At 60.2% G+C, this 21,133-nt stretch carries 15 protein-coding genes and 2 pseudogenes; 9 read left to right on the forward strand and 8 right to left on the reverse strand.

All coding sequences use genetic code 11. The features are described from left to right. Positions 1–2: 2 nt before the first annotated feature. From KFS80_RS02490 to edd, 8 genes are all read right to left on the reverse strand, one after another. Positions 3–848 carry a carbohydrate ABC transporter permease gene (locus KFS80_RS02490; protein WP_007917872.1) on the reverse strand — a complete coding sequence of 282 codons (846 nt, stop codon included), beginning with the start codon at positions 846–848 and terminating at the stop codon, positions 3–5. Then, positions 841–1,749, reverse strand: coding sequence for a carbohydrate ABC transporter permease (locus KFS80_RS02495; RefSeq protein ID WP_008082808.1), 909 nt, complete (start codon positions 1,747–1,749; stop codon positions 841–843). Before KFS80_RS02495 ends, KFS80_RS02490 begins: the two co-directional genes overlap by 8 nt. Before the next feature lie 150 nt (positions 1,750–1,899). After that, complete coding sequence (locus KFS80_RS02500; protein WP_053123019.1) at positions 1,900–3,201, reverse strand: ABC transporter substrate-binding protein; 1,302 nt, start codon at positions 3,199–3,201, stop codon at positions 1,900–1,902. Positions 3,202–3,319: 118 nt separating this feature from the next. Next, positions 3,320–4,579, reverse strand: coding sequence for a D-mannose isomerase (locus KFS80_RS02505; protein WP_212543884.1), 1,260 nt, complete (start codon positions 4,577–4,579; stop codon positions 3,320–3,322). A 188-nt stretch (positions 4,580–4,767) separates the two neighbouring features. After that, positions 4,768–6,237, reverse strand: a complete 1,470-nt coding sequence (locus tag KFS80_RS02510; RefSeq protein ID WP_212543885.1) for an ATP-binding protein — start codon at positions 6,235–6,237, stop codon at positions 4,768–4,770. Further along, the gene (locus KFS80_RS02515; protein WP_212543886.1) at positions 6,227–6,958 is read right to left on the reverse strand and encodes a response regulator; all 732 of its coding nucleotides are present in this window, start codon (positions 6,956–6,958) and stop codon (positions 6,227–6,229) included. The genes KFS80_RS02510 and KFS80_RS02515 overlap by 11 nt, the downstream gene beginning before the upstream one ends. 175 nt (positions 6,959–7,133) lie before the next feature. Next, positions 7,134–8,087 carry a glucokinase gene (locus KFS80_RS02520; RefSeq protein ID WP_159812515.1) on the reverse strand — a complete coding sequence of 318 codons (954 nt, stop codon included), beginning with the start codon at positions 8,085–8,087 and terminating at the stop codon, positions 7,134–7,136. Next, positions 8,084–9,910, reverse strand: a complete 1,827-nt coding sequence (gene edd / locus KFS80_RS02525) for a phosphogluconate dehydratase (protein WP_053123026.1) — start codon at positions 9,908–9,910, stop codon at positions 8,084–8,086. Before edd ends, KFS80_RS02520 begins: the two co-directional genes overlap by 4 nt. Positions 9,911–10,117: 207 nt before the next feature. Between edd and gap the strand changes: the two genes are divergently transcribed. The 9 genes and pseudogenes from gap (at position 10,118) to KFS80_RS02565 (ending at position 20,942) form a co-directional block, all read left to right on the forward strand. Further along, positions 10,118–11,119, forward strand: coding sequence for a type I glyceraldehyde-3-phosphate dehydrogenase (gene gap / locus KFS80_RS02530; RefSeq protein ID WP_053123028.1), 1,002 nt, complete (start codon positions 10,118–10,120; stop codon positions 11,117–11,119). A 189-nt stretch (positions 11,120–11,308) separates the two neighbouring features. Next, positions 11,309–11,836, forward strand: a complete 528-nt coding sequence (locus KFS80_RS02535) for an RNA polymerase sigma factor (RefSeq protein ID WP_053123030.1) — start codon at positions 11,309–11,311, stop codon at positions 11,834–11,836. A 107-nt stretch (positions 11,837–11,943) separates the two neighbouring features. Continuing rightward, complete coding sequence (locus KFS80_RS02540; protein WP_159812516.1) at positions 11,944–12,909, forward strand: FecR family protein; 966 nt, start codon at positions 11,944–11,946, stop codon at positions 12,907–12,909. Positions 12,910–13,029: 120 nt separating this feature from the next. Continuing rightward, positions 13,030–15,585: a TonB-dependent receptor gene (locus KFS80_RS02545; protein WP_212543887.1), complete on the forward strand. Its 2,556-nt coding sequence runs from the start codon at positions 13,030–13,032 to the stop codon at positions 15,583–15,585. A gap of 112 nt (positions 15,586–15,697) precedes the next feature. Continuing rightward, complete coding sequence (locus KFS80_RS02550) at positions 15,698–16,306, forward strand: biliverdin-producing heme oxygenase (RefSeq protein ID WP_159812518.1); 609 nt, start codon at positions 15,698–15,700, stop codon at positions 16,304–16,306. Positions 16,307–16,479: 173 nt separating this feature from the next. Beyond that, entirely contained in the window at positions 16,480–16,875 is a 396-nt protein-coding gene (locus tag KFS80_RS02555; protein ID WP_212543888.1) for a YbaN family protein, read from the forward strand. A 658-nt stretch (positions 16,876–17,533) separates the two neighbouring features. After that, positions 17,534–18,541, forward strand: a pseudogene (locus tag KFS80_RS27225) (methyl-accepting chemotaxis protein); the annotation flags it as partial. Between the two features lie 330 nt (positions 18,542–18,871). Then, positions 18,872–19,399, forward strand: a pseudogene (locus KFS80_RS27230) (methyl-accepting chemotaxis protein); the annotation flags it as partial. Between the two features lie 193 nt (positions 19,400–19,592). Continuing rightward, positions 19,593–20,942: a CoA transferase gene (locus KFS80_RS02565; protein WP_212543890.1), complete on the forward strand. Its 1,350-nt coding sequence runs from the start codon at positions 19,593–19,595 to the stop codon at positions 20,940–20,942. The last annotated feature ends 191 nt before the right edge of the window (positions 20,943–21,133 follow it).

The following is a 21,133-nucleotide window of genomic DNA, read 5'->3' on the forward strand; positions in this document are numbered from 1 at the left end:
GATTACCCCTTGACTGCGCCGGCCGTCAGCCCGCGCACGAAATACTTGCCTGCGACCACATAGACCAGCAGGGTCGGCAGGCCGGCGATCATCGCCGCTGCCATATCAACGTTGTATTCCTTGGCGCCGGTGCTGGTGTTGACCAGGTTGTTCAGCGCTACCGTGATCGGTTGCGAATCACCGCTGGAGAACACCACACCGAACAGGAAGTCGTTCCAGATCTGGGTGAATTGCCAGATCAGGCAGACCATGATGATCGGCGTCGACATCGGCAGAATGATGCGGCGGAAAATCGTGAAGAAACCCGCGCCATCCAGACGTGCGGCTTTCACCAGCGCATCCGGAATGCTCACGTAGTAGTTACGGAAGAACAGCGTAGTAAACGCCAGACCGTAAACCACGTGGATAAACACCAGGCCGGTAGTGGTGCTCGCCAGGCCCATTTTGCCGAGGGTGAACGAGGCCGGCAGCAGCACGGTCTGGAACGGCAGGAAGCAACCGAACAACAGCAGACCGAAGAACAACTGCGAACCACGGAAGCGCCAGAACGACAGCACATAACCGTTCAACGCACCGATGGCGGTGGAGATGATCACGGCCGGAACGGTGATCTTGATCGAGTTCCAGAAGTAACCGTCAACCGTGGCCCAGGCCTTGACCCAGCCGATGCCGCTGACCACGGTCGGCCAGCTCAGCAGGTTGCCGGTGCTGATGTCTTCCGGGGTCTTGAAGCTGGTCAGCAACATGACCACCAGCGGCACCAGATAAAGCAGGACAGCGAGGATCAGCACCGCGTAGATCGCGATGCGACTCAGGCTGATAGCAGGTTTGGCAGCGAGACTAGTCATTGCGCTTGGTCCTCAGCTCGGAATACAGGTAAGGCACGATGATCGCGAGGATCGCACCGAGCATCAGAATCGCACTGGCCGAGCCCATGCCCATCTGGCCGCGACTGAAGGTGAAGGAATACATGAACATCGCGGGCAGGTCGGAGGAGTAACCCGGACCACCAGCGGTCATTGCCGCGACCAGGTCGAAGCTCTTGATCGCGATGTGCGCCAGAATCATCACGGCACTGAAGAACACCGGACGCAGACTTGGCAGTACGACTTTCCAGTAGATCATCGGCATGCTTGCGCCATCGATCTGGGCGGCACGGATGATCGATTGATCAACGCCACGCAGGCCGGCGAGGAACATCGCCATGATGAAGCCCGAGGCTTGCCAGACAGCAGCGATCACCAGGCAATACACCACGCGATCAGGGTCGATCAGCCAGTCGAGACGGAAGCCTTCCCAGCCCCAGTCACGCAACAATTTGTCCAGGCCCATGCCCGGGTTGAGCAGCCATTTCCACGCGGTACCGGTGACGATCATCGAGAGCGCCATCGGGTACAGGTAAATGGTGCGGATAAAGCCTTCGCGACGGATGCGCTGGTCGAGGAACACCGCCAGCAACACGCCGATCACCAGAGTGATACCGATAAACATGCCGCCGAACACCGCGAGGTTTTTGCTCGCGACCCACCAGCGATCGTTATCGAACAACCGCGCGTATTGCGCCAGACCGGCCCACTTGTAGTTGGGCAGGAAGGTCGAGGTGGTGAACGACAGCACGAACGTCCACAGGATGTAGCCATAGAAGCCCACCAGAACGATGAACATGCTCGGCGCCAGCACCAGTTTTGGTAGCCAGCGCTGCAATGCATCGAACGGCGAGGCCTTGCTGAACACAGCAACAGAACTCATGGGGAAATCCAGTACGAGAGAAAAGGACTACATGGGCAACTCGCCCCCTTGTAGGAGTGAGCCTGCTCGCGATTGCGGTGTGTCAGTTGATGAATCTGTTACCTGACAAACTGCTATCGCGAGCAGGCTCACTCCTACAGGGGCCAAGCATTACTTGGCGGACTTGATCGCTGCGCCGAGTTTCTTGGCGGTGTCGGCCGGGTCGGCTTTCGGGTCGTTGATGTAGTTGGTCACGACATCAAAGAACGCGCCTTGCACGGCCAGCGTGGTCGCCATGTTGTGCGCCATGCTTGGTTGCAGGCCGCCGGATTTGGCGTCAGCCAGGAAGTCTTTGGCAGCGGTCTGTGCGCAGGAATCGAAGCCCAGCGCTTCCATGTTGTTCAACATGTCGTTGCGAACCGGGATCGAGCCTTTGTTGATGCTGAAGACTTTCTGGAAGTTTTCACCCAACACGACTTTGGCGATGTCTTTCTGACCGGCCGCAGTGCCTGCGTCTTTCTGCTTGAACACAGCCAGCGAGTCGATGTTGTAGGTGAACGCTTTGTCGGTGCCCGGGAAGGCTACGCACTCGTAATCCTTGCCGGCGATTTTCTTGGCGGCAGTCCATTCGGACTTGGCCCAGTCACCCATGATCTGCATGCCGGCCTTGCCGTTGATGACTTTGGCCGCTTCCAGGTTCCAGTCCTGACCTTTGCCGTCGACGTCCATGTAGGTCGCGACTTTCTTCAGCTCGGTCAGTGCCTTGACCATTTCCGGACCGGTCAGCGCGCCGTTGTCCAGATCAACCAGGGCTTTCTTGTAACCATCGACACCCATGACCGACAGCACCACGGCTTCGAACACGGTGCTGTCCTGCCAAGGCTGACCGCCGTGAGCCAGCGGAATGAAGCCCGCAGCCTTCAGCTTATCGCCCGCAGCGTAGAATTCTTCGAGGGTGGTCGGGTTCTTGGTGATGCCGGCTTTCTTGAAGACTTCCGGGTTGATCCACAGCCAGTTCACACGGTGAATGTTCACCGGCACGGCCACGTAATCACCGTCGTACTTCACGGTATCGGAGACTTTCTTGTCGAGCAGGCTGTCCCACTTTTCCGACTTGGCGACGTCTTTCAACACGTCGGTGTCGAGCAGGCCGGTCGATGCCCATTCCTGGATGTCCGGGCCTTTGATCTGAGCAACGCCAGGCGGGTTGCCGGCGACTGCACGGCTTTTCAGCACGGTCATGGCAGTGGCACCGCCACCACCGGCGACAGCGCCGTCTTTCCAGGTGAAACCGTCTTTTTCGACTTGAGCCTTGAGCACATCAACAGCGGCTTTTTCGCCACCGGACGTCCACCAGTGCACGACTTCGACCGAACCTTTGGATTCGGCAGCAGAAACACTGAGAGGCAGAATTGCGAGCGGGAACAGGGAGGCGACAGAAATGACAGTAGCGAGGCGAGAAATCGCATTCATCTGAGATGTACCTTTCTTGTTGTTATGCATGCAAGTCTGGTGCTTGCGCTGCACAGGAGTTTAAACAGGACGTTTCCCTTCGCAGGTAACGAAGGGACGTGCGAATGTCACCGCATGGTTACACAGGAATCTCTTGAGACAACTGCGCCAAAGCAGTCGCCATGCTCGGTGACAAGGGTAGACGAGGGATCAGCACGGCTTGCCAGGCGTGATACAGATCGGGTTTGCCCGCCCAGATATCGGCACTTGGGACGTTTTGCGGGTTGAGTTCGTGATGCCAACTACCGTCACAACGATCGATGAAATGCGTTTCGCAGAATTCCCAGAACAGCCGATACCAGGTTTCGTATTGCTCATCGCCGGTGCGCTTGAGCAAGGCACTGGCGGCGGCGCTGGCTTCGGCGTGCGTCCAGTGCAAGCGATGACGGACGACGGCTTTGTTGTTCCAGTCGAGGGTGTAAACGATGCCCGGCAAACCATCGACGTTCCAGCCGTTGCGGCAATTGTTTTCGAAGAGTTTCTGCGCATCGGTGGCGAGCCAACCGGGCGTGAGCATGCCGGCCTGCACCCGCGCCGCTTCGAGGTGCAGCAACAGCCGCGCCCACTCGAAACCGTGGCCCGGCGTGGTGCCGTAAGGGCGAAAACCGTCAGCAGGATTGTCGTGGTTGTATTCGCGCAGCGGTTGCCAGTCGCGATCGAAGTGTTCGATGACCATGTAACCGTTGCCGGCCGCGTGAGCGTGGATCACCCGCTCAACGATGCGTTGCGCGCGCACCAGCCAGCGCGGGTCTTCGGTGACATCGGCCAGTGCGAGGAACGCCTCGGTGGCGTGCATGTTGCTGTTGGCGCCGCGATAGGCTTCTTCTTCGCTCCAGTCGCGATTGAAGAATTCGCGCATGGCGCCCTCTTCTTCGCTCCAGAAATACGTGTCGATGATGTCGATCGCATCATCCAGCAACGCTTGCGCGCCGGGGCGTTTTGCGGCCACAGCAGAGCTGGCGGCCAGTGCGACGAAAGCATGCAGATAGGCGTTTTTGCCGGTGTTGTCGTCGCGGTGTTCGGCGACCGCAAACCAGCCACCGTGCAACGCATCACGCAACGGCCCGCGCAGTGCGGCGATGCCGTGATCGACCAGTTCAGCGAAACCCGGCAAGCCCTGAATATGGGCCATGGCGAAGCTGTGGGTCATGCGCGCGGTGTTCATGGTTTCGGCTTGCGCGTTCGCTGGCAGGCGGCCGCGTTCGTCGAGGTTGCCGAAACCTTGCGGGAGTTTTGCAGCCTTGGCGAAATCCAGCAGACGCAGGCCTTCAGCGGCAAGCCATTGCTGGTGGGCAGGGGCGTTCAGCCAACTGCTGAAGCCGGGTTGGAAGCGATCCATGGGTGGCCTTTTTTGTTGTTATGACTGCGGGGAGTCTAAACAACGGGCCGGGGCGGGCTTGTAACGAAGGGGGCGGGTTTTGTCACCAGCCAGTGACATTGGAAAGAGCAAAGTCAAAAGATCGCAGCCTTCGGCAGCTCCTACAGGGATCAGTGTAGGAGCTGCCGAAGGCTGCGATCTTTTGATTTTCAGTCCGCGGAACGCGGCAATTGCAGGGTCACCCGCAACCCACCCTCACGCAAATTCTGCAACGTCACTTCGCCGCCATGACTGTGGGCGATGTTGCGCGCAATGCCCAATCCCAAGCCATATCCCTGCTGCTGCCCCGCCAATCGGAAGTGCGGCTCAAACACCTGCTCCAGCCGCTGCTCCGGCACGCCAGGGCCTTCATCATCAACGTGCAAGACAAACGCGCTGTCATCGTCATCGATGTGCAAATGCGCGTTCTGCCCGTACTTCAACGCGTTGTCGATCAAGTTGCCAATGCAGCGTTTCAACGCCAACGGCTTGCCCGAATACGCCGCCAGCGCCCGGCCCTGTTGGGTCACGCGGCCATTGCCGTTTGGCGCCAGATACGGCTCGACCAGACAATCGAGTACGTGGTTAAGGTCGACCGGTTCAATGTTCTCGTGGATGTCGGTGTCTTTCACGCATTGCAGCGCGCCTTTGACCAGCAACTCCAACTCGTCGAGATCGCGGCCGAACTTGGCTTGCAGTTGCTCGTCTTCGAGCAACTCCACGCGCAATCGCAATCGGGTGATCGGCGTGCGCAGGTCATGGGAAATAGCACTGAACAACTGGCTGCGTTCGGTCAGGTAGCGGCTGATGCGTTCGCGCATGCTGTTGAACGCGCGCCCTACTTCCACCACTTCACTGCCGCCGCCCTCCGCCACCGGCTCAACGTCGGCACCCAGCGACATGTCCCGCGCCGCACGTGCCAGACGCTTGAGCGGACGGCTCTGCCAGTGCACCAGCACGCCGATGAACAACAACAGAAAGCCACTGGTGAGGACGATGAACCACACCTGCTGCGACGGCAGGCCTTGTTCTTCAAGACTGGTGTACGGCTCGGGCAGCAACGAGGCGATGTACAGCCATTCGCCCGGCGCCATCTGGATTTGCGTGACCAGAACCGGCGGATTGACCGGCTCGAGGGTCAACGCGTAATGCGCCCACGAGCGTGGCAATTCATCGAGTTTCAGCCCGGCGTTGAAGATCCGCAGATCCTCGGGACTGACGAAGGTCACCGAAATATCGGTGTCATGGCCGAGGGTCTGGCGCAGCACTTCATCGACCGCTTTCATCACCGCCGCTTTACGCGGTGTTACCGGCAAAACGTCCATGCCCAGCGGTTTGTCATTGAGCGTCACGACAAATCGGGTGCCGCCCATGCTGCGCAATTGGTCGAGCACCAGTGGTCGATAAGCCACCGGCAACGAGCGGAAATAACTGACGCTGGCGGTCATCGAATGGGCGAGGCTGCGGGCGCTGGTGACCAGGCCTTCAAGCTGGGTGGCGCGCAGTTGCGAGACCCAAATCACACTGGACAACGTCTGCGCAAACAGCACCGCCAGCAAGGTCAGCAGCAACATCCGCCCGAGCAGCGAGCGCGGTACCGGCACCTGGGCGGCGATTTTACGCAGCGACTCAGTGACCATTGCCGGCAACCACATTGGCTGCCAATTGGTAACCGCTGCCGCGCACGGTGCGGATCAGTCGCGGCGGTTTTTCCGTATCGCGCAGGCGTTGGCGCAAGCGGCTGACGGCCATGTCGACGATGCGATCGAGCGGCATCAGGTCGCGGCCACGGGTGGCGTTGCCGATGGTGTCGCGGTCGAGGATTTCCTGCGGATGATCGAGGAACAGTTTCAGCAGGGCGAAATCGGCGCCGGAGAGAATCACTTCTTCGCCGTCGGTGTGAAAGAGACGATGACTGACCATGTCCAGCCGCCATTCATCAAATGCCAGCACTTCGCTGCCGCTGCGTTCCTGACCGAATTGCGCACGGCGCAGCAACGCCTTGATGCGCGCTTGCAGTTCGCGGGGGCTGAAGGGTTTGCCGAGGTAGTCGTCGGCGCCGAGTTCCAGACCGATCACGCGGTCGGCTTCGTCGGAGCTGGCGGTGAGCATGATGATCGGCACCTGCGCCTGACGCGGATGCTGACGCACCCAGCGGCACAGGCTGAAGCCGTCCTCGTCGGGGAGCATGACATCGAGGATTACCAGATCGCTCGGCGACTCGTTGAGTGCCTGGCGGAAACTGGCGCCATCGGCGGTGGCACGTACCTGAAACCCGGCGCGGGTCAGGTAGGTTTCCAGCAACTCGCGTATTTCCTGGTCGTCATCGACCAACAATATCGACTTGTTGACTGAGCTCACTTCGAAGGCATCCTTGTTGTTGGAATTGGGGCGGATTATGCCTGATGAACCGATCGTTCCCACGCTGATCGTTCCCACGCTCTGCGTGGGAATGCCTCTGGGGACGCTCCGCGTCCAGTGACGCGGAGCGTCACGGGCTGCATTCCCACGCGGAGCATGGGAACGATCTCACGCTTCAGCCTGCCTGTTCCAGAGCCACACCCGCGCCCATCAGGCCGGAATACGGCGCTGTCACCAGCCACACCGGTATGCCTTTGAAATAATCACTCATGCAGCCCTTATCCGCGAAGCTGCGGGCAAAACCGCTTTCGAGGAAGAAATCGGCAAAGCGTGGAATCACACCACCGACGATAAACACCCCGCCACGCCCACCCGTGGTCAGCACGTTATTGCCGGCCACACGGCCGAGCCAGCAGCAGAACTGCTCGAGCACTTCCAGCGCAATCGGATCACCCGCCAGACCGGCCGCGGTAATCGCTTCCGGCGTATCGAGTGTCGGCTCATGCCCATCGACCGCGCAAATAGCCCGGTAAACACGCGGCAAACCGCCGCCGCTCAACGCCGTCTCGGCGCTGACATGGCCGATCTCGTTATGGATGTGCTGCCACAATTGGGTTTCACGCGGGCTGCTCAGCGGCAGATCGACGTGACCGCCCTCACCCGGCAATGCGGCAAAACGGCCTTCGCCCAAATCGAGCAAAGTGCCGACGCCAAGGCCAGTGCCCGGGCCGATCACCACCGCCGGGCGCAACGGCTCCGGCGTGCCTTCGCAGACCACGCGGAATTCGCCGGGCTGCAAACGGGTCATGCCCAGCGCCATCGCCGAGAAATCGTTGACCAGCAACAATTGCTCGACCTGCAAGGTTTTGCAGAACGCCGTGCGGCTCAGCCGCCAGTGGTTATTGGTGAATTTAAATTCATCACCACTGACCGGACCGGCCACCGACAGGCACACCGAACCGATCGAACCCGGCGCCAGACCGAGCCCGCTCAGGTAGAGGCTGATCGCCTCTTCCGGGCTGGCGTGGTCGGCGGTGGCCAAGACCTGAACCGATTCCAGTTGCTGATCTTTCCACAACGCAAACCGTGCGTTGGTGCCTCCGATGTCACCGACCAAAGCCAGTTTCAATTAAGCGTCTCCAGGGCAGAAGTGAAGGCGCTGGCGCCCTGCTCTGCCGAGCTGAAGGCCATGCGCATAAAGCCGAACAGTTCGCGACCGCTGCCGATGTTGTTGCCCAACAGGCCTTTGGCGGGTTCGCGCGCTGCAAATTCTGCGGCGTCGACTTTAAGTTCTAAAGTGCCTTTGACGCCATCGACGCGGATGATATCGCCCTCTTGCACGCGTGCCAAAGCGCCGCCGACATAAGCTTCGGGGCTGACGTGAATCGCCGCCGGGATTTTCCCCGAGGCGCCGGACATGCGCCCGTCAGTTACCAGCGCGACTTTGAAGCCGCGATCCTGCAGCACACCGAGGAACGGCGTCATCTTGTGCAACTCGGGCATGCCGTTGGAGCGCGGGCCCTGGAAGCGCATCACGGCGACAAAATCTTTTTCCAGCAGACCGGCCTTGAACGCGTCAGCCAGATCCTGTTGATCCTGGAACACCATCGCCGGTGCTTCGACGATCTGGTTTTCCAGCGCCACCGCAGACACCTTCATCACACCGCGCCCGAGGTTACCTTCCATCACACGCAAACCGCCTTCCTGCGAGAACGCACGAGCGACCGGGCGCAGGATGTTTTCGTCGAGGCTGTCGACCGGGCCTTCACGCCAGACCAGTTCACCGTTATCGAGGAAGGGTTCTTTGGTGTACTTGCTCAAGCCGTGGCCGAGCACCGTGTTGACGTCTTCGTGCAACAGACCGGCGCCGAGCAGTTCGCGGATCAGGAACGACATGCCGCCCGCCGCTTGGAAGTGGTTGATGTCGGCTTTGCCGTTCGGGTAGACGTGGCTCAGGGTCGGCACGACTTCGGAGAGGTCGGCCATGTCCTGCCAGGTCAGTTGAATGCCCGCCGCCATGGCGATGGCCGGCATGTGCAGGGTGTGGTTGGTCGAACCGCCGGTGGCATGCAGCGCCACAATCGAGTTGACCAGCGACTTCTCGTCGACGATTTCGCCGATCGGCATGAAGTTGCCGTTTTGTTTGGTCAGGCGCGTCACCTGGTGCGCGGCTTCGCGGGTCAGCGCGTCACGCAGCGGCGTGTTCGGGTTGACGAAAGAGGCGCCCGGCAAGTGCAGACCCATGACTTCCATCAGCAACTGGTTGGTGTTGGCGGTGCCGTAAAAGGTGCAGGTGCCCGGGCTGTGGTAGGACTTCATCTCCGATTCCAGCAGCTCTTCGCGGGTCGCTTTGCCTTCGGCGTACTTCTGGCGCACGTCGGCTTTTTCCTTGTTGGAAATCCCCGAAACCATCGGCCCGCCCGGCACGAAAATCGTCGGCAAGTGGCCGAAACGCAGCGAGCCCATCATCAGACCCGGCACGATCTTGTCGCAGATGCCGAGCATCAGCGCGCCGTCGAACATGTTGTGCGACAGCGCTACCGCTGTAGACATGGCGATCACTTCGCGGCTCGGCAGGCTCAGTTCCATGCCCGGCTCGCCTTGGGTCACGCCGTCGCACATCGCCGGAGTACCACCGGCGAACTGGCCGACCGAGCCGATTTCGCGCAGGGCGTTTTTGATCTGTTCCGGGAACACTTCGTACGGCTGGTGCGCCGAGAGCATGTCGTTATAAGACGAAACAATGGCGATGTTCGCCGAGTTCATCATCCGCAGGCTGTGCTTGTCTTCGCTGCCGCAACCGGCCACGCCATGGGCGAAGTTGGCGCATTGCAGCTTGCCGCGCATCGGCCCGTCAGTGGCGGCGCCGCGAATCAGTGCAAGGTAAGCCTGACGCGTGGCGCGGCTGCGGGCGATAAGCCGTTCGGTGACCTCAAGAACGCGGGGATGCATGTGTAGAACTCCAGGCTAACGGATGTGGCGACCTGATTGTCTATGCTGATCAAACGCCGTTCAGACGGTTTTTTTGATCATTCGGACCAGTTGATTCAGGTCACTCGTTGTAGATAAAACAAAATATTGCCATTAAAAAGGCTTGTTTTCTATTTTTATGCGAATAATCTTGTAATTCCAACAACAAAACGACGGCGGCGCTGTTCCATGACTCTACGAATCGCAATCAATGGTTTTGGCCGCATCGGCCGTAATGTCCTGCGCGCACTGTATACCCAAGGCTATCGACAGGATTTGCAGATCGTCGCCATCAACGATCTGGGCGACAGCTCGATCAACGCCCATCTGCTCAAATACGACACCGTTCACGGCACGTTCGACGCGCAAGTCGAGCATGACAACGAGAGTCTGACCGTCAACGGCGACCGCATTGCGGTCAGCGCGATTCGCAACCCGGCCGACCTGCCCTGGGCCGCGGAAAAGATTGATGTGGTGTTTGAATGCACCGGTCTCTTTACCGACCGCGCCAAAGCGGCCGCGCATATTACTGCCGGCGCGCGCAAAGTGATTATCTCGGCCCCGGCCAAAGGCGCCGACGCCACCGTCGTTTATGGTGTGAACCACGACATTCTGCGCCAGTCGCACCAGATCATCTCCAACGCTTCATGCACCACCAACTGCCTGGCGCCAGTAGCGCAAGTGCTGCACCGTGAGCTGGGCATCGAAAGCGGTCTGATGACCACCATTCATGCTTACACCAACGATCAGAACCTCACCGACGTCTATCACACCGACCCGTACCGTGCGCGTTCGGCTACGCAGAACATGATCCCGAGCAAGACCGGCGCTGCTGAAGCGGTCGGCCTGGTGCTGCCGGAACTGGCCGGCAAACTGACCGGCATGGCCGTGCGGGTGCCGGTGATCAATGTGTCGCTGGTGGATTTGACCGTGCAATTGAAGCGCGAAGCCTCGGCGGATGAGGTCAATGCGCTGCTCAAGGCTGCGAGCCAGCATTCGAAGATTTTGGGTTACAACACGTTGCCGCTGGTTTCGAGCGACTTCAACCACAACCCGCTGTCGTCGATCTTCGACGCCAACCACACCAAATCCAGCGGCAAACTGCTGAAAGTGCTGGCCTGGTACGACAACGAGTGGGGCTTCTCCAACCGCATGCTGGATAACTGCCTGGCGCTGTGTAACGCCGAGTAAGGGTGCCTCGCTCTCCCCGTAGGAGCTGCCGAAGGCTGCGATCTTTTGATCTTGTTTTTTAAGATCAACATCAAAAGATCGCAGCCTTCGGCAGCTCCTACATTTATCCGTGTCGATCACAAAACAATACTTGACCATTCGCATAGATGATAAGCATTATCATTCGCTCGAAATGGATCAGGTTCCCCCGTGAGTCAATCGCGCTTCAACCACGTCTTCCTCACCCAGCGTATGTCCCTGCTGCGGACGCTGGAACGGATGGTCAACAATCACAGCACCGCTGAAGACCTGCTGCAGGAAACCTACCTGCGCGTGACGCGGGCGTTGAGCGAGCGGGCCATCGATCACCTCGAGCCCTTTGTCTTCCAGACCGCGCGCAATCTGGCGCTGGATCATTTGCGTGCGCGCAAGCTGCACTCACGGACGATGGTCGATGACGTGCCGCAAGACGTCGTGCACAGCATCGCCGCCCCCGCCAGCAGTGCCGAAGACGCCGCCCACGCCGAACAAATGCTGGAGCGATTGAATGTGAGTCTCAGCGAACTCAGCTCGCGTCAGCAGCAGATTTTCATACTCAGCCGTTTGCACGGCAACAGCTACCAGGAAATCGCAGACGAACTGAACGTCTCCCTGAGTACCGTGCAGAAAGAATTGAAACTGATCATGTCCATTTGCATCGGCGTCGCCGAACGGCATAACAGCAGCGGCGAGTTATAAGCTTCAAGCGGCAAGCTGAAAACTCAAAGTTCACACCGAATGAGCTTTAGCTTGCAGCTTGTCGCTTGAAACTCGAAACTTGCTTTGAAAAAGCCCGAGGAAACACCGTGACGGACACCCACCGCTCGCCTTCGCCTGACTCGGCGCGGGACGCTGCAGACGCAATGGACCAGGCGCTGGACTGGCTCATCGTGCTCGGCAGCCCGGACGAGGAGCAGACCCGGCAGTTCCATGCCTGGCTGGCGGCTGATCCGTTGAACGCCGAAGCGTTCGCCAAGGCGCAGGCGATCTGGGATGGCCCGCAAGTCATTCAGTGCGCGCAAAGCCTCGCGGCAAAACCTGCCAAGGTCACCTTTCTCAAGCGTTTGCGCCCGCACTGGAAACCGCTGGCCACTGCAGCGGTGCTGATTCTTGGTCTGTTCAGTTTCAGTAACCTGCCGATGCGCATTCAGGCCGATCACTTGACGGTGGTCGGTGAGCGTCAGCGTCTGCAACTGGAGGACGGTTCGAAAGTCCTGCTCAACACCAATTCCGCGTTCTCCAGCACCATCAATGATCAGCAACGCGTGGCGCGGTTGTATCAAGGCGAGGCGTATTTCGAGATCGCCGGCAGCCGCACTCAGCCCTTGGAAATCGATGCCGGCCCGGTCAAAGCCAGTGTGCGCGACACCGAATTCGCCGTGCGTTATCTCGATGGCGTCGCGCAGGTCAACGTCCAGCGTGGCGATGTCGACTTGCGCGCGACCCACAACGATGCCCGCGTGCGCCTGTCGGCCGGGGAAAGTATCCGTATCGGCCCGAATGGTTTCGACCGCCCGTCCAAACTCGACGCTGCGACCGATCTGGCCTGGGTGCAGGGCCGACTGGTGTTCGAGAACTGTCCGCTCAACCAAGTGCTGGCCGAGCTGCGCCGCTACTATCCGGGCTGGATCATCAATACCAACGAGCAGTTGGCCGACGTCGCCGTGACCGGCAATTATCGCCTCGATCAGCCACTCGACGTGGTGCGTTCCCTCGCCCACATCACCTCCGCGCGCTTGCAGGAATTCCCGGCGCTGGTGATCTTGAACTAAATGAGAATTATTTTTACTCGATAGCTGAAGCCCGTTCGTCTCGTTATAGCCAATGCAATTGATTCGCATCACGATGCCAATCAGCACCTATAAAGATTCGTGCGACACGGAGCGCTATCGATGTCCTCACGCCTTACCCGTCAGACTTCCCCTTCCCGCGTATTGTCGCTGCTGACCGCTGCCATTCTCATGGCCGGCACCGCACCGCTGATGGCTGCCACCGAGCAACCGGCGCGCAACATGGGTGATTACGCGTTCTCCATCAACCAGCAACCGCTGGTGTCGGCGCTCAATGCCTTCACCTCTGTGACCGGTTGGCAGGTCGGCTTGCCGGCGGAACTGGGTCAGGGCGTATCGTCGCCGGGCGTGCGCGGTTCGCTGCCGCCGGAGAAAGCGCTTGAGCGGCTATTGGTGGGGACCAATCTGAGCTTCCGCAAGCTGAGCAACAACAATGTGGTGCTGGAAAAGCGCAACAGCAGCGGCACCCTTAACCTTGATCAGGTGACCATCAGCGCCACGCGTCAGGAACAGTCGGTCAACAGCGTGCCGGCCACCGTCAGCGTGCAGACCCGCCAAGATCTCGATCGCAACAACGTCAACTCGATCAAGGATCTGGTGCGGTACGAGCCGGGCGTTTCGGTGGGCGGTGCCGGTCAACGTGCCGGCATCACCGGCTACAACATCCGTGGTATCGATGGCGACCGCGTGCTGACTCAGGTCGACGGCGTGCAAGTGCCGGACAGTTTCTTCAACGGCCCGTACGCACAGACCAACCGCAATTACGTCGACCCGGAGATCGTCAAACGCGTCGAAATTCTCCGTGGCCCGGCCTCGGTGCTGTACGGCAGCAATGCGATTGGCGGCGCCGTCAGCTACTACACCCTTGATCCGGACGACATCATCAAGCCTGGCCAGGACGTCGGCGCACGGCTGAAAACCGGTTACAGCTCGGCCGATGACAGCTGGCTGACCTCCGGCACCGTTGCTGGCCGCACCGGCGACTTCGACGGTTTGCTGCACCTGAGCCAGCGCAACGGTCACGAAACCGAATCCTACGGCGAAACCGGTGGCACCGGCCTGAACCGCACCGAGGCCAACCCGGAAGACGTGCGCACCACCAACGTGCTGGCCAAACTCGGCTGGAACTACGCTGACGACGCGCGCTTCGGCCTGACCTACGAACACTATAAAGATGATCGCGACACCAACCAGTTGAGCGCCGTCGGCGGCCCGTTCAACGCTGGACGCGGTTTCGGTTTCTACAAGGCGCGCACCGGCAACGACACCGTTACCCGCGAGCGTTTTGGTCTGGAACACCGCTTCGCGCTGGACACTGTGCTGGCCGACAACATCAAGTGGTCGCTCAACTATCAGATCGCCAAGACCGATCAGAGCACCCAGGAAATCTACGCGCCGTCGCGCACTGTGCTGCGTAACCGTGACACCAATTACAAAGATCGCCAGTGGGTATTCGATGCGCAGGCTGACAAGTCGTTTGCCATCGCCGACACCGATCACACCATCACCTACGGCACGACCATCAAGCAGGACAAGGTCACCGGTCTGCGCACCGGCTCCGGCACTTGCCTGACCGTCGCCGGCGCCTGCCGCGTGATCGGGGCGCCAAGCGCGGCCGACACCTTGACACCGGCCAGCGACTTCCCGGATCCGACCATCAACAGCTACAGCCTGTTTGCCCAGGATCAGATCAGCTGGGGCAACTGGACGTTCCTGCCGGGCGCACGTTACGACTACACCGAACTCAAACCGCACATCACCGATGAGTTCCTCGCCACTGCCGACCAGAGCGGCAACGGTCAGGTCAGCGACGAGAAGAAAACCTGGCATCGTCTGTCGCCGAAGTTCGGCACCACTTACAGCTTCAACGACAACTACACCTGGTACGGTCAGTACGCCGAAGGCTTCCGCACACCGACCGCCAAGGCTTTGTATGGTCGCTTTGAAAACCTCGCAGGCGGCTACCAGGTCGCGCCGAACCCGGATCTTGAACCGGAAAAAAGCAAAAGCTATGAAACCGGTCTGCGTGGCCAGTTTGAAGCAGGCACCTTCGACGTTGCGGTGTTCTACAACAAGTACCGTGATTTCATCGACGAGAACGCCATCACTCCCGGTTACACCGAGACCACGTTCCAGAGCAACAACATCAAACACGCCACCATCAAAGGCGTGGAGCTTAAAGGTCGCCTGAACCTCGATACCTTCGGCGCACCGACCGGCCTCTACACCCAAGGCTCGATGGCGTACCTGTATGGCCGCAACGACGACAGCGGTGAGCCGCTGAACAGCATCAACCCGCTGACCGGCGTGTTCGGCCTCGGTTATGACCAGGACAAATACGGCGCGCTGCTGAGCTGGACGCTGGTCAAGCGCAAGGATCGTGTCGACAGCACCATGTTCAAAACACCGGACGGCACCAGCACCCAGTTCAAGACCCCGGGTTATGGCGTGCTCGATCTGGCGGGCTTCTACAAAGTCACCGACGACGTGACCGTCAACGCCGGTCTCTACAACCTGACCGACAAGAAGTACTGGCAGTGGGATGACGTGCGCGGTTACGACAGCGTCGGTGAAGCCTCGGTCACGCAACCGGCCAACCTCGATCGCCTGACCCAGCCGGGCCGCAACTTCGCGATCAATCTGGTTTGGGACATCTGATCCGGCCGACCTCACTGCGCGTGTTCAATCACCGCGCAGTGAGGTTTTTTTACGCTCAGGCGTCTTCTTGTTCGTCTCGTTAGCAAGCGCCTCTCTTTCTCAAGGATTTCCCATGACAGCTCAAGACACCGAACAACGCCCTGCCCTGCGTTCGCAACGCTTGAACCAGATCACCAACGAACCGCACACCAAGCTCGATGCACTGGTGAAGGCTCACGCACCGTTCGAGACCCGCGCCAACTTCGCTCGTTTCGTGGTCGCGCAGTACCTGTTCCAGTCGGAACTGGTCGACCTCTACAACAGCGCCGAACTGACCGCCATCGTCCCTGACCTGCCGGCCCGCTGCCGCGCCGAAGCGGCCAAGGCTGACCTCGCCGATCTCGACACCGAAGTCCCGGCCCCGGTCGCTGGCGCGGTGAAAAACCCGAGCAAGGCACGGGCACTGGGCTGGATCTTTGTGTCCGAAGGTTCGAAGCTCGGCGCTGCGTTCCTGATCAAACGCGCCGTGGCGCTGGAGCTGAGCGAAACCTTCGGCGCCCGTCACCTCGGTGAGCCAGAAGGTGGCCGTGCCGAAGGCTGGAAGAGCTTCGTGCGCACCCTGGATTCGCTGGAATTCAGCGCTGAGGAAGAAGCCGAAGTGGAGCAAGGCGCGATCGATGCGTTCAACCGCTTCACCGTGTTGCTGGAACAGGCTTACGCCACCGAGGCCGAACCGGCCTGATTCCCGACACAGCACAAAACCCATTGTGGGAGCGGGCTTGCTCGCGAATGCGGCCTCACATTCGACAGAGATGTTGGCTGACATACCGCCTTCGCGAGCAAGCCCGCTCCCACATGGGAACTGCAACAACCTGTAAGATCCCGATCCCGCTTCAGAAGCATCCCGCCGAGCCCATGCCGCAACCAGCCTCCTCCAAACTCGCCCGCGTGCTGTTCGGCCTCCTGGCCTACGTCAGCCTCGGCATCGGCCTGATCGCCATTGTCGTGCCCGGCCTGCCAACCACCGAGTTCATCCTCCTCGCCGCCTGGGCCGCCACCCGCAGTTCGCCGCGCCTGAGTGCCTGGCTGGAAAACCATCGCCTGTTCGGGCCGATTCTGAGCAACTGGCGCAACGGCAAAATCATCGCGCGCAAAGCCAAAGTCAGCGCGACGGTGAGCATGTTGCTGTGCGCGACGTTGATGCTGGTGATGCTCGATCACGGCTGGCCGATCTATCTGGCGATTGCCGGGATGGGGTTGGGGAATCTGTGGATCTGGTCGCGCCCGGAAACCATCACTAAACCCGCCTGATATTTCAAAGATCACTCCAAATCTGCGGCATACATAAACCCTGTGGCGAGGGGATTTATCCCCGCTGGGCTGCGAAGCAGCCCCAAACCCGGCCCCCCCGTTCCACTGACAGACCGCATTATCTTGTCTAACGACTGCTTCGCAGCCGAACGGGGATAAATCCCCTCGCCACAAGTGCCCTCCAATTCACGCAAACACTTCCCTGAAATTGCTCTGATTTCCAGCACTTTCCCCTGCGCAAACGTTTAGCGCTGTCCGTTCGTCGGCGCGCGCCTCATGCCTTTTCGCCTCGCGCCGATGAGCATTCATGGCGCTGAATGGATTTGGCGAACCGGGTAGTCCATACCCGCAAGCCACCCGTTTAATCCATTCGCGAGATCGCCCCATGTTCGACTCTCTGTCCATCCGCCTGAAAATCGTCCTGCTCTCCGGTCTGTGCCTGCTCGGTGTGGTCGCGCTGATTGTTGGCATGAACATCTACCAGACCAACCAGAACGATGAACTGGTCAGCAACTCCAGCAACCAGCTGCTCACCGCCAGTGTGCAAAACCTGCTGCAAGCCAAAGCCGCCGAACAAGCGGTGCGGGTGCAGAAAACCTTTGGCGAAAGCTTGTTGGTGATTACCGCGCTGGCGGATCAGATCAAAGACCTGCGCGTGATGGCCGCCAAGCGTTCGCTGGACGCCGGCGCCCTGCGCGAAGAGTTGAACCAGAGCCTGAAAACCGCCTTCGAGCGCAACGATAAAGTGCTCGGCATCTGGCTCGCCTTCGAACCCAACGGCCTCGACGGCAAGGACAGCGAGTTCGCCAACGACGCCGCGCGCCAGTCCAACGAAGCCGGACGGTTCGCGACCTATTGGAGTCGTGCAGCCGGCGCCTCGCTGAACACGATCATGGTCGAAGAAGACCTGACCAAAACTACCCTCAGCGTCAGCGGCACACCGTACAACAGCTGGTACACCTGCCCTCGCGACAACAAACGCACCTGTTTGCTCGACCCGTACGCAGACACCGTGGGCAATAAGGAAATGCTCATGACGACCATTTCCGTGCCGTTGATTGTCGACGGCAAAGCGATCGGCGTGGTCGGTGTCGACATCGCCCTCGACGCGCTGCAAGCAGCCGCCGTCGAGTCGCAACGCAACCTCTTCAACAACGCCGGGCACATGCTCATCGTCTCCGGCAGCGGCGTGCTCGGCGCCGACAGTTCGGACGCGGCCAAGGTCGGCAAAAAGATCAACGACACCCTCGGCGCCAATGGCCAGGACGTACTGCAACTGCTCGCCTCCGGCACACCGAAAATCCTCGAACAGGGCGACCTGATCCGTGCGGTGTACCCGGTCGACCCGATTGGCAACTCGCGCGCTTGGGGCGTGGTCATCGACCTGCCGAAACAAGTGCTGCTCGCCGACTCGGTCAAGCTGCAAGCGGTGCTCGATGATGCCCAGAAAACCGGCGTGCTCACCGCGCTGCTGGTGGCTGTGGTGGCTGGCGTGGTTGGTCTCCTGCTGATCTGGCTGACCGCGTCTGGCGTGACGCGTCCGATCAACAGCGTCGCCGAGATGCTGAAGAACATCGCCAGCGGCGAAGGTGATCTGACCCAGCGTCTGAACTACAGCAAAAAAGATGAACTGGGCGAACTGGTGAACTGGTTCAACCGCTTCCTCGACAAGCTGCAACCGACCATCGCGCAGATCAAACAGAGCATCACCGAAGCGCGCGGCACCGCCGACCAGTCTTCGGAAATCGCCCGTCAGACCAGCGAAGGCATGCAGGTGCAGTTCCGCGAAATCGATCAGGTCGCCACCGCGTCCAACGAAATGAGCGCCACCGCCCACGACGTCGCCAACAGCGCGTCGAATGCAGCCAACGCCGCGAAAGGTGCCGATCAGTCGGCGAAGGACGGCATGTCGATCATCGAACGCAGCACCCGCGACATCAATCAACTGGCCGATGAAGTCAGCAAAGCGGTGACCGAAGTTGAAGCGCTGGCGGTCAACAGCGAGCAGATCGGTTCGGTACTGGAAGTGATCCGCAGCATCGCCGAACAAACCAACCTGCTCGCGCTCAACGCGGCGATTGAAGCGGCCCGTGCCGGTGAAAGCGGGCGTGGTTTCGCCGTGGTCGCCGACGAGGTGCGTAACCTCGCCAAACGCACGCAGGATTCGGTGGAAGAGATTCGCGTGGTGATCGAGCGTATTCAGACCGGCACGCGCGGCGTGGTCGCGACCATGCATTCGAGCCAGACTCAGGCACACAACAACGCCGGGCAGATTCGTCAGGCCGTGGATGCGCTGGGCAAGATCAGCGACGCGGTGACGGTGATCAGCGACATGAATCTGCAGATTGCCAGCGCGGCGGAACAGCAGAGCGCGGTGGCCGAAGAGGTTAATCGCAACGTTTCGGCGATTCGCACCGTGACCGAGACCTTGACCGGACAAGCCACCGAGTCGGCCGCGATCAGCAGCCAGCTCAATGCACTGGCGAGCCAGCAGATGAAATTGATGGATCAGTTCCGCGTCTAGACCCTCATCACACATTCCCTGTGGGAGCGGGCTTGCTCGCGAAGGCGTAAGTTCCTGCAACATCGCAGTGACTGAAACATCGCTTTCGCGAGCAAGCCCGCTCCCACAAGGGAAGCGAGTTCACATTCCCGGATTTCATCTGCCTCAAGATTCTTTTGCACTATCATCGCCCTCTCGCTCCGGAGGGCCTTCGATGACTGATTTACTCACGTCCATTCAAGCCGCACTCGGCTTGCCGCACACGCCGATTGCGTTCACCGCCAGTGGCGCCCTGCCCTCGGCCTTCGCCGTCACCGATCTTGCCTGCGCCAGCATCGCCGCTGCCGGGCAAGCCATCAGCGAACTCTTGCAGCAACAAACCGGCCACCTGCCCGCCGTAGAAGTCGATCGTCGCCTGGCCTCGTTCTGGTTCTCCTCATCACTGCGCCCGATCGGCTGGCAAGTGCCACCGCTGTGGGATCCGGTCGCCGGCGACTACGCAACGCGCGACGGCTGGATTCGCCTGCACACCAACGCCCCGCATCACCGCGCCGCCGCTGAACGCGTGCTCGGTGCCTGCGCCGACCGCGCGGCGATGGCGGCGAAAGTCGCGCAATGGGCGAGCACGGAACTGGAGCAAGCGGTGGTCGACGCCAAGGGTTGCGCCGCCGAAATGCGCAGTTGGGCGCAGTGGCAACAGCATCCGCAGGGGTTGGCGGTGAATGCCGAGCCGCTTGTTCACTTCTTCGCAGATCAGGATGAACATGCGAAATCGTGGCAAGGCTCGGTTGAGCGACCGTTGGCCGGGATCAAGGTGTTGGATCTGACGCGAGTACTCGCCGGCCCTACCGCCAGTCGTTTCCTCGCGGGGCTCGGTGCTGAGGTTTTGCGCATCGATCCGCCGACCTGGAACGAGCCCGGCGTCGTCCCGGAGATGACCTTGGGCAAACGCTGCGCACGGCTGGATTTGCAGGTTCCGGCGGATCGCGCGGTGTTCGAGAGTCTGCTGAAAGACGCCGACATTCTGCTGCACGGTTATCGCGCTGATGCGTTGGAGAATCTTGGTTTCGGTGTTGAACGTCGTCGCCAATTGGCACCGGGATTGATCGACGTCTGCCTCAACGCTTACGGCTGGAGCGGCCCGTGGCAAAACCGCCGGGGTTTCGACAGCCTGGTGCAAATGAGCAGCGGCATCGCTGAGGCCGGGCAGCGCTGGAAGCACGCGGACAAACCGACGCCGTTGCCGGTGCAGGCGTTGGATCATGCGACCGGCTATTTGATGGCGGCGAGTGCGATCAGATTACTGACTGAGCGGTTGCGGAATGGGCATGGTGGTTCGGCACGGTTGTCATTGGCGCGGACGGCGGGGTTGTTGATCGAACACGGGGCTGGAATAGCCGAAGCGTTGCGTGCCGAGGATGAACAAGACCAAGGGTTGCCCTTGGAACAAACCCAATGGGGGCCAGCACATCGGTTGCTGGCGCCGGTGAAGATCAGCGGCACACCGTTGCAGTGGGCGTTGCCGGCGACGGATTTGGCCGCCCACCGGCCGCAGTGGGTTTGAAGAGCCCCTCACCCTAGCCCTCTCCCAGGGGGAGAGGGGACTGATTGGGGGATATTGGCGAGATTCACCGACTTGAAAGATTGGTGTTGAATCCAACATCAGCATGGAAAATTGGCCTTGAATCCATAATCGCCTCGGTTACTCAGGTCGATGTATAGCGCCAGACACCTCGGTCGGCCCCCTCTCCCTCT

The organism is Pseudomonas rustica (assembly GCF_018336155.1).
Lineage (GTDB): Bacteria > Pseudomonadota > Gammaproteobacteria > Pseudomonadales > Pseudomonadaceae > Aquipseudomonas > Aquipseudomonas rustica.

Coding starts and splice junctions, on each gene's coding strand:
- KFS80_RS02490 (WP_007917872.1), bottom strand. CDS start 848: ATGACTAGTCTCGCTGCCAAACCTGCTATCAGCCTGAGTCGCATCGCG.
- KFS80_RS02495 (WP_008082808.1), bottom strand. CDS start 1,749: ATGAGTTCTGTTGCTGTGTTCAGCAAGGCCTCGCCGTTCGATGCATTG.
- KFS80_RS02500 (WP_053123019.1), bottom strand. CDS start 3,201: ATGAATGCGATTTCTCGCCTCGCTACTGTCATTTCTGTCGCCTCCCTG.
- KFS80_RS02505 (WP_212543884.1), bottom strand. CDS start 4,579: ATGGATCGCTTCCAACCCGGCTTCAGCAGTTGGCTGAACGCCCCTGCC.
- KFS80_RS02510 (WP_212543885.1), bottom strand. CDS start 6,237: ATGGTCACTGAGTCGCTGCGTAAAATCGCCGCCCAGGTGCCGGTACCG.
- edd (WP_053123026.1), bottom strand. CDS start 9,910: ATGCATCCCCGCGTTCTTGAGGTCACCGAACGGCTTATCGCCCGCAGC.
- gap (WP_053123028.1), top strand. CDS start 10,118: ATGACTCTACGAATCGCAATCAATGGTTTTGGCCGCATCGGCCGTAAT.
- KFS80_RS02545 (WP_212543887.1), top strand. CDS start 13,030: ATGTCCTCACGCCTTACCCGTCAGACTTCCCCTTCCCGCGTATTGTCG.
- KFS80_RS02550 (WP_159812518.1), top strand. CDS start 15,698: ATGACAGCTCAAGACACCGAACAACGCCCTGCCCTGCGTTCGCAACGC.
- KFS80_RS02555 (WP_212543888.1), top strand. CDS start 16,480: ATGCCGCAACCAGCCTCCTCCAAACTCGCCCGCGTGCTGTTCGGCCTC.
- KFS80_RS02565 (WP_212543890.1), top strand. CDS start 19,593: ATGACTGATTTACTCACGTCCATTCAAGCCGCACTCGGCTTGCCGCAC.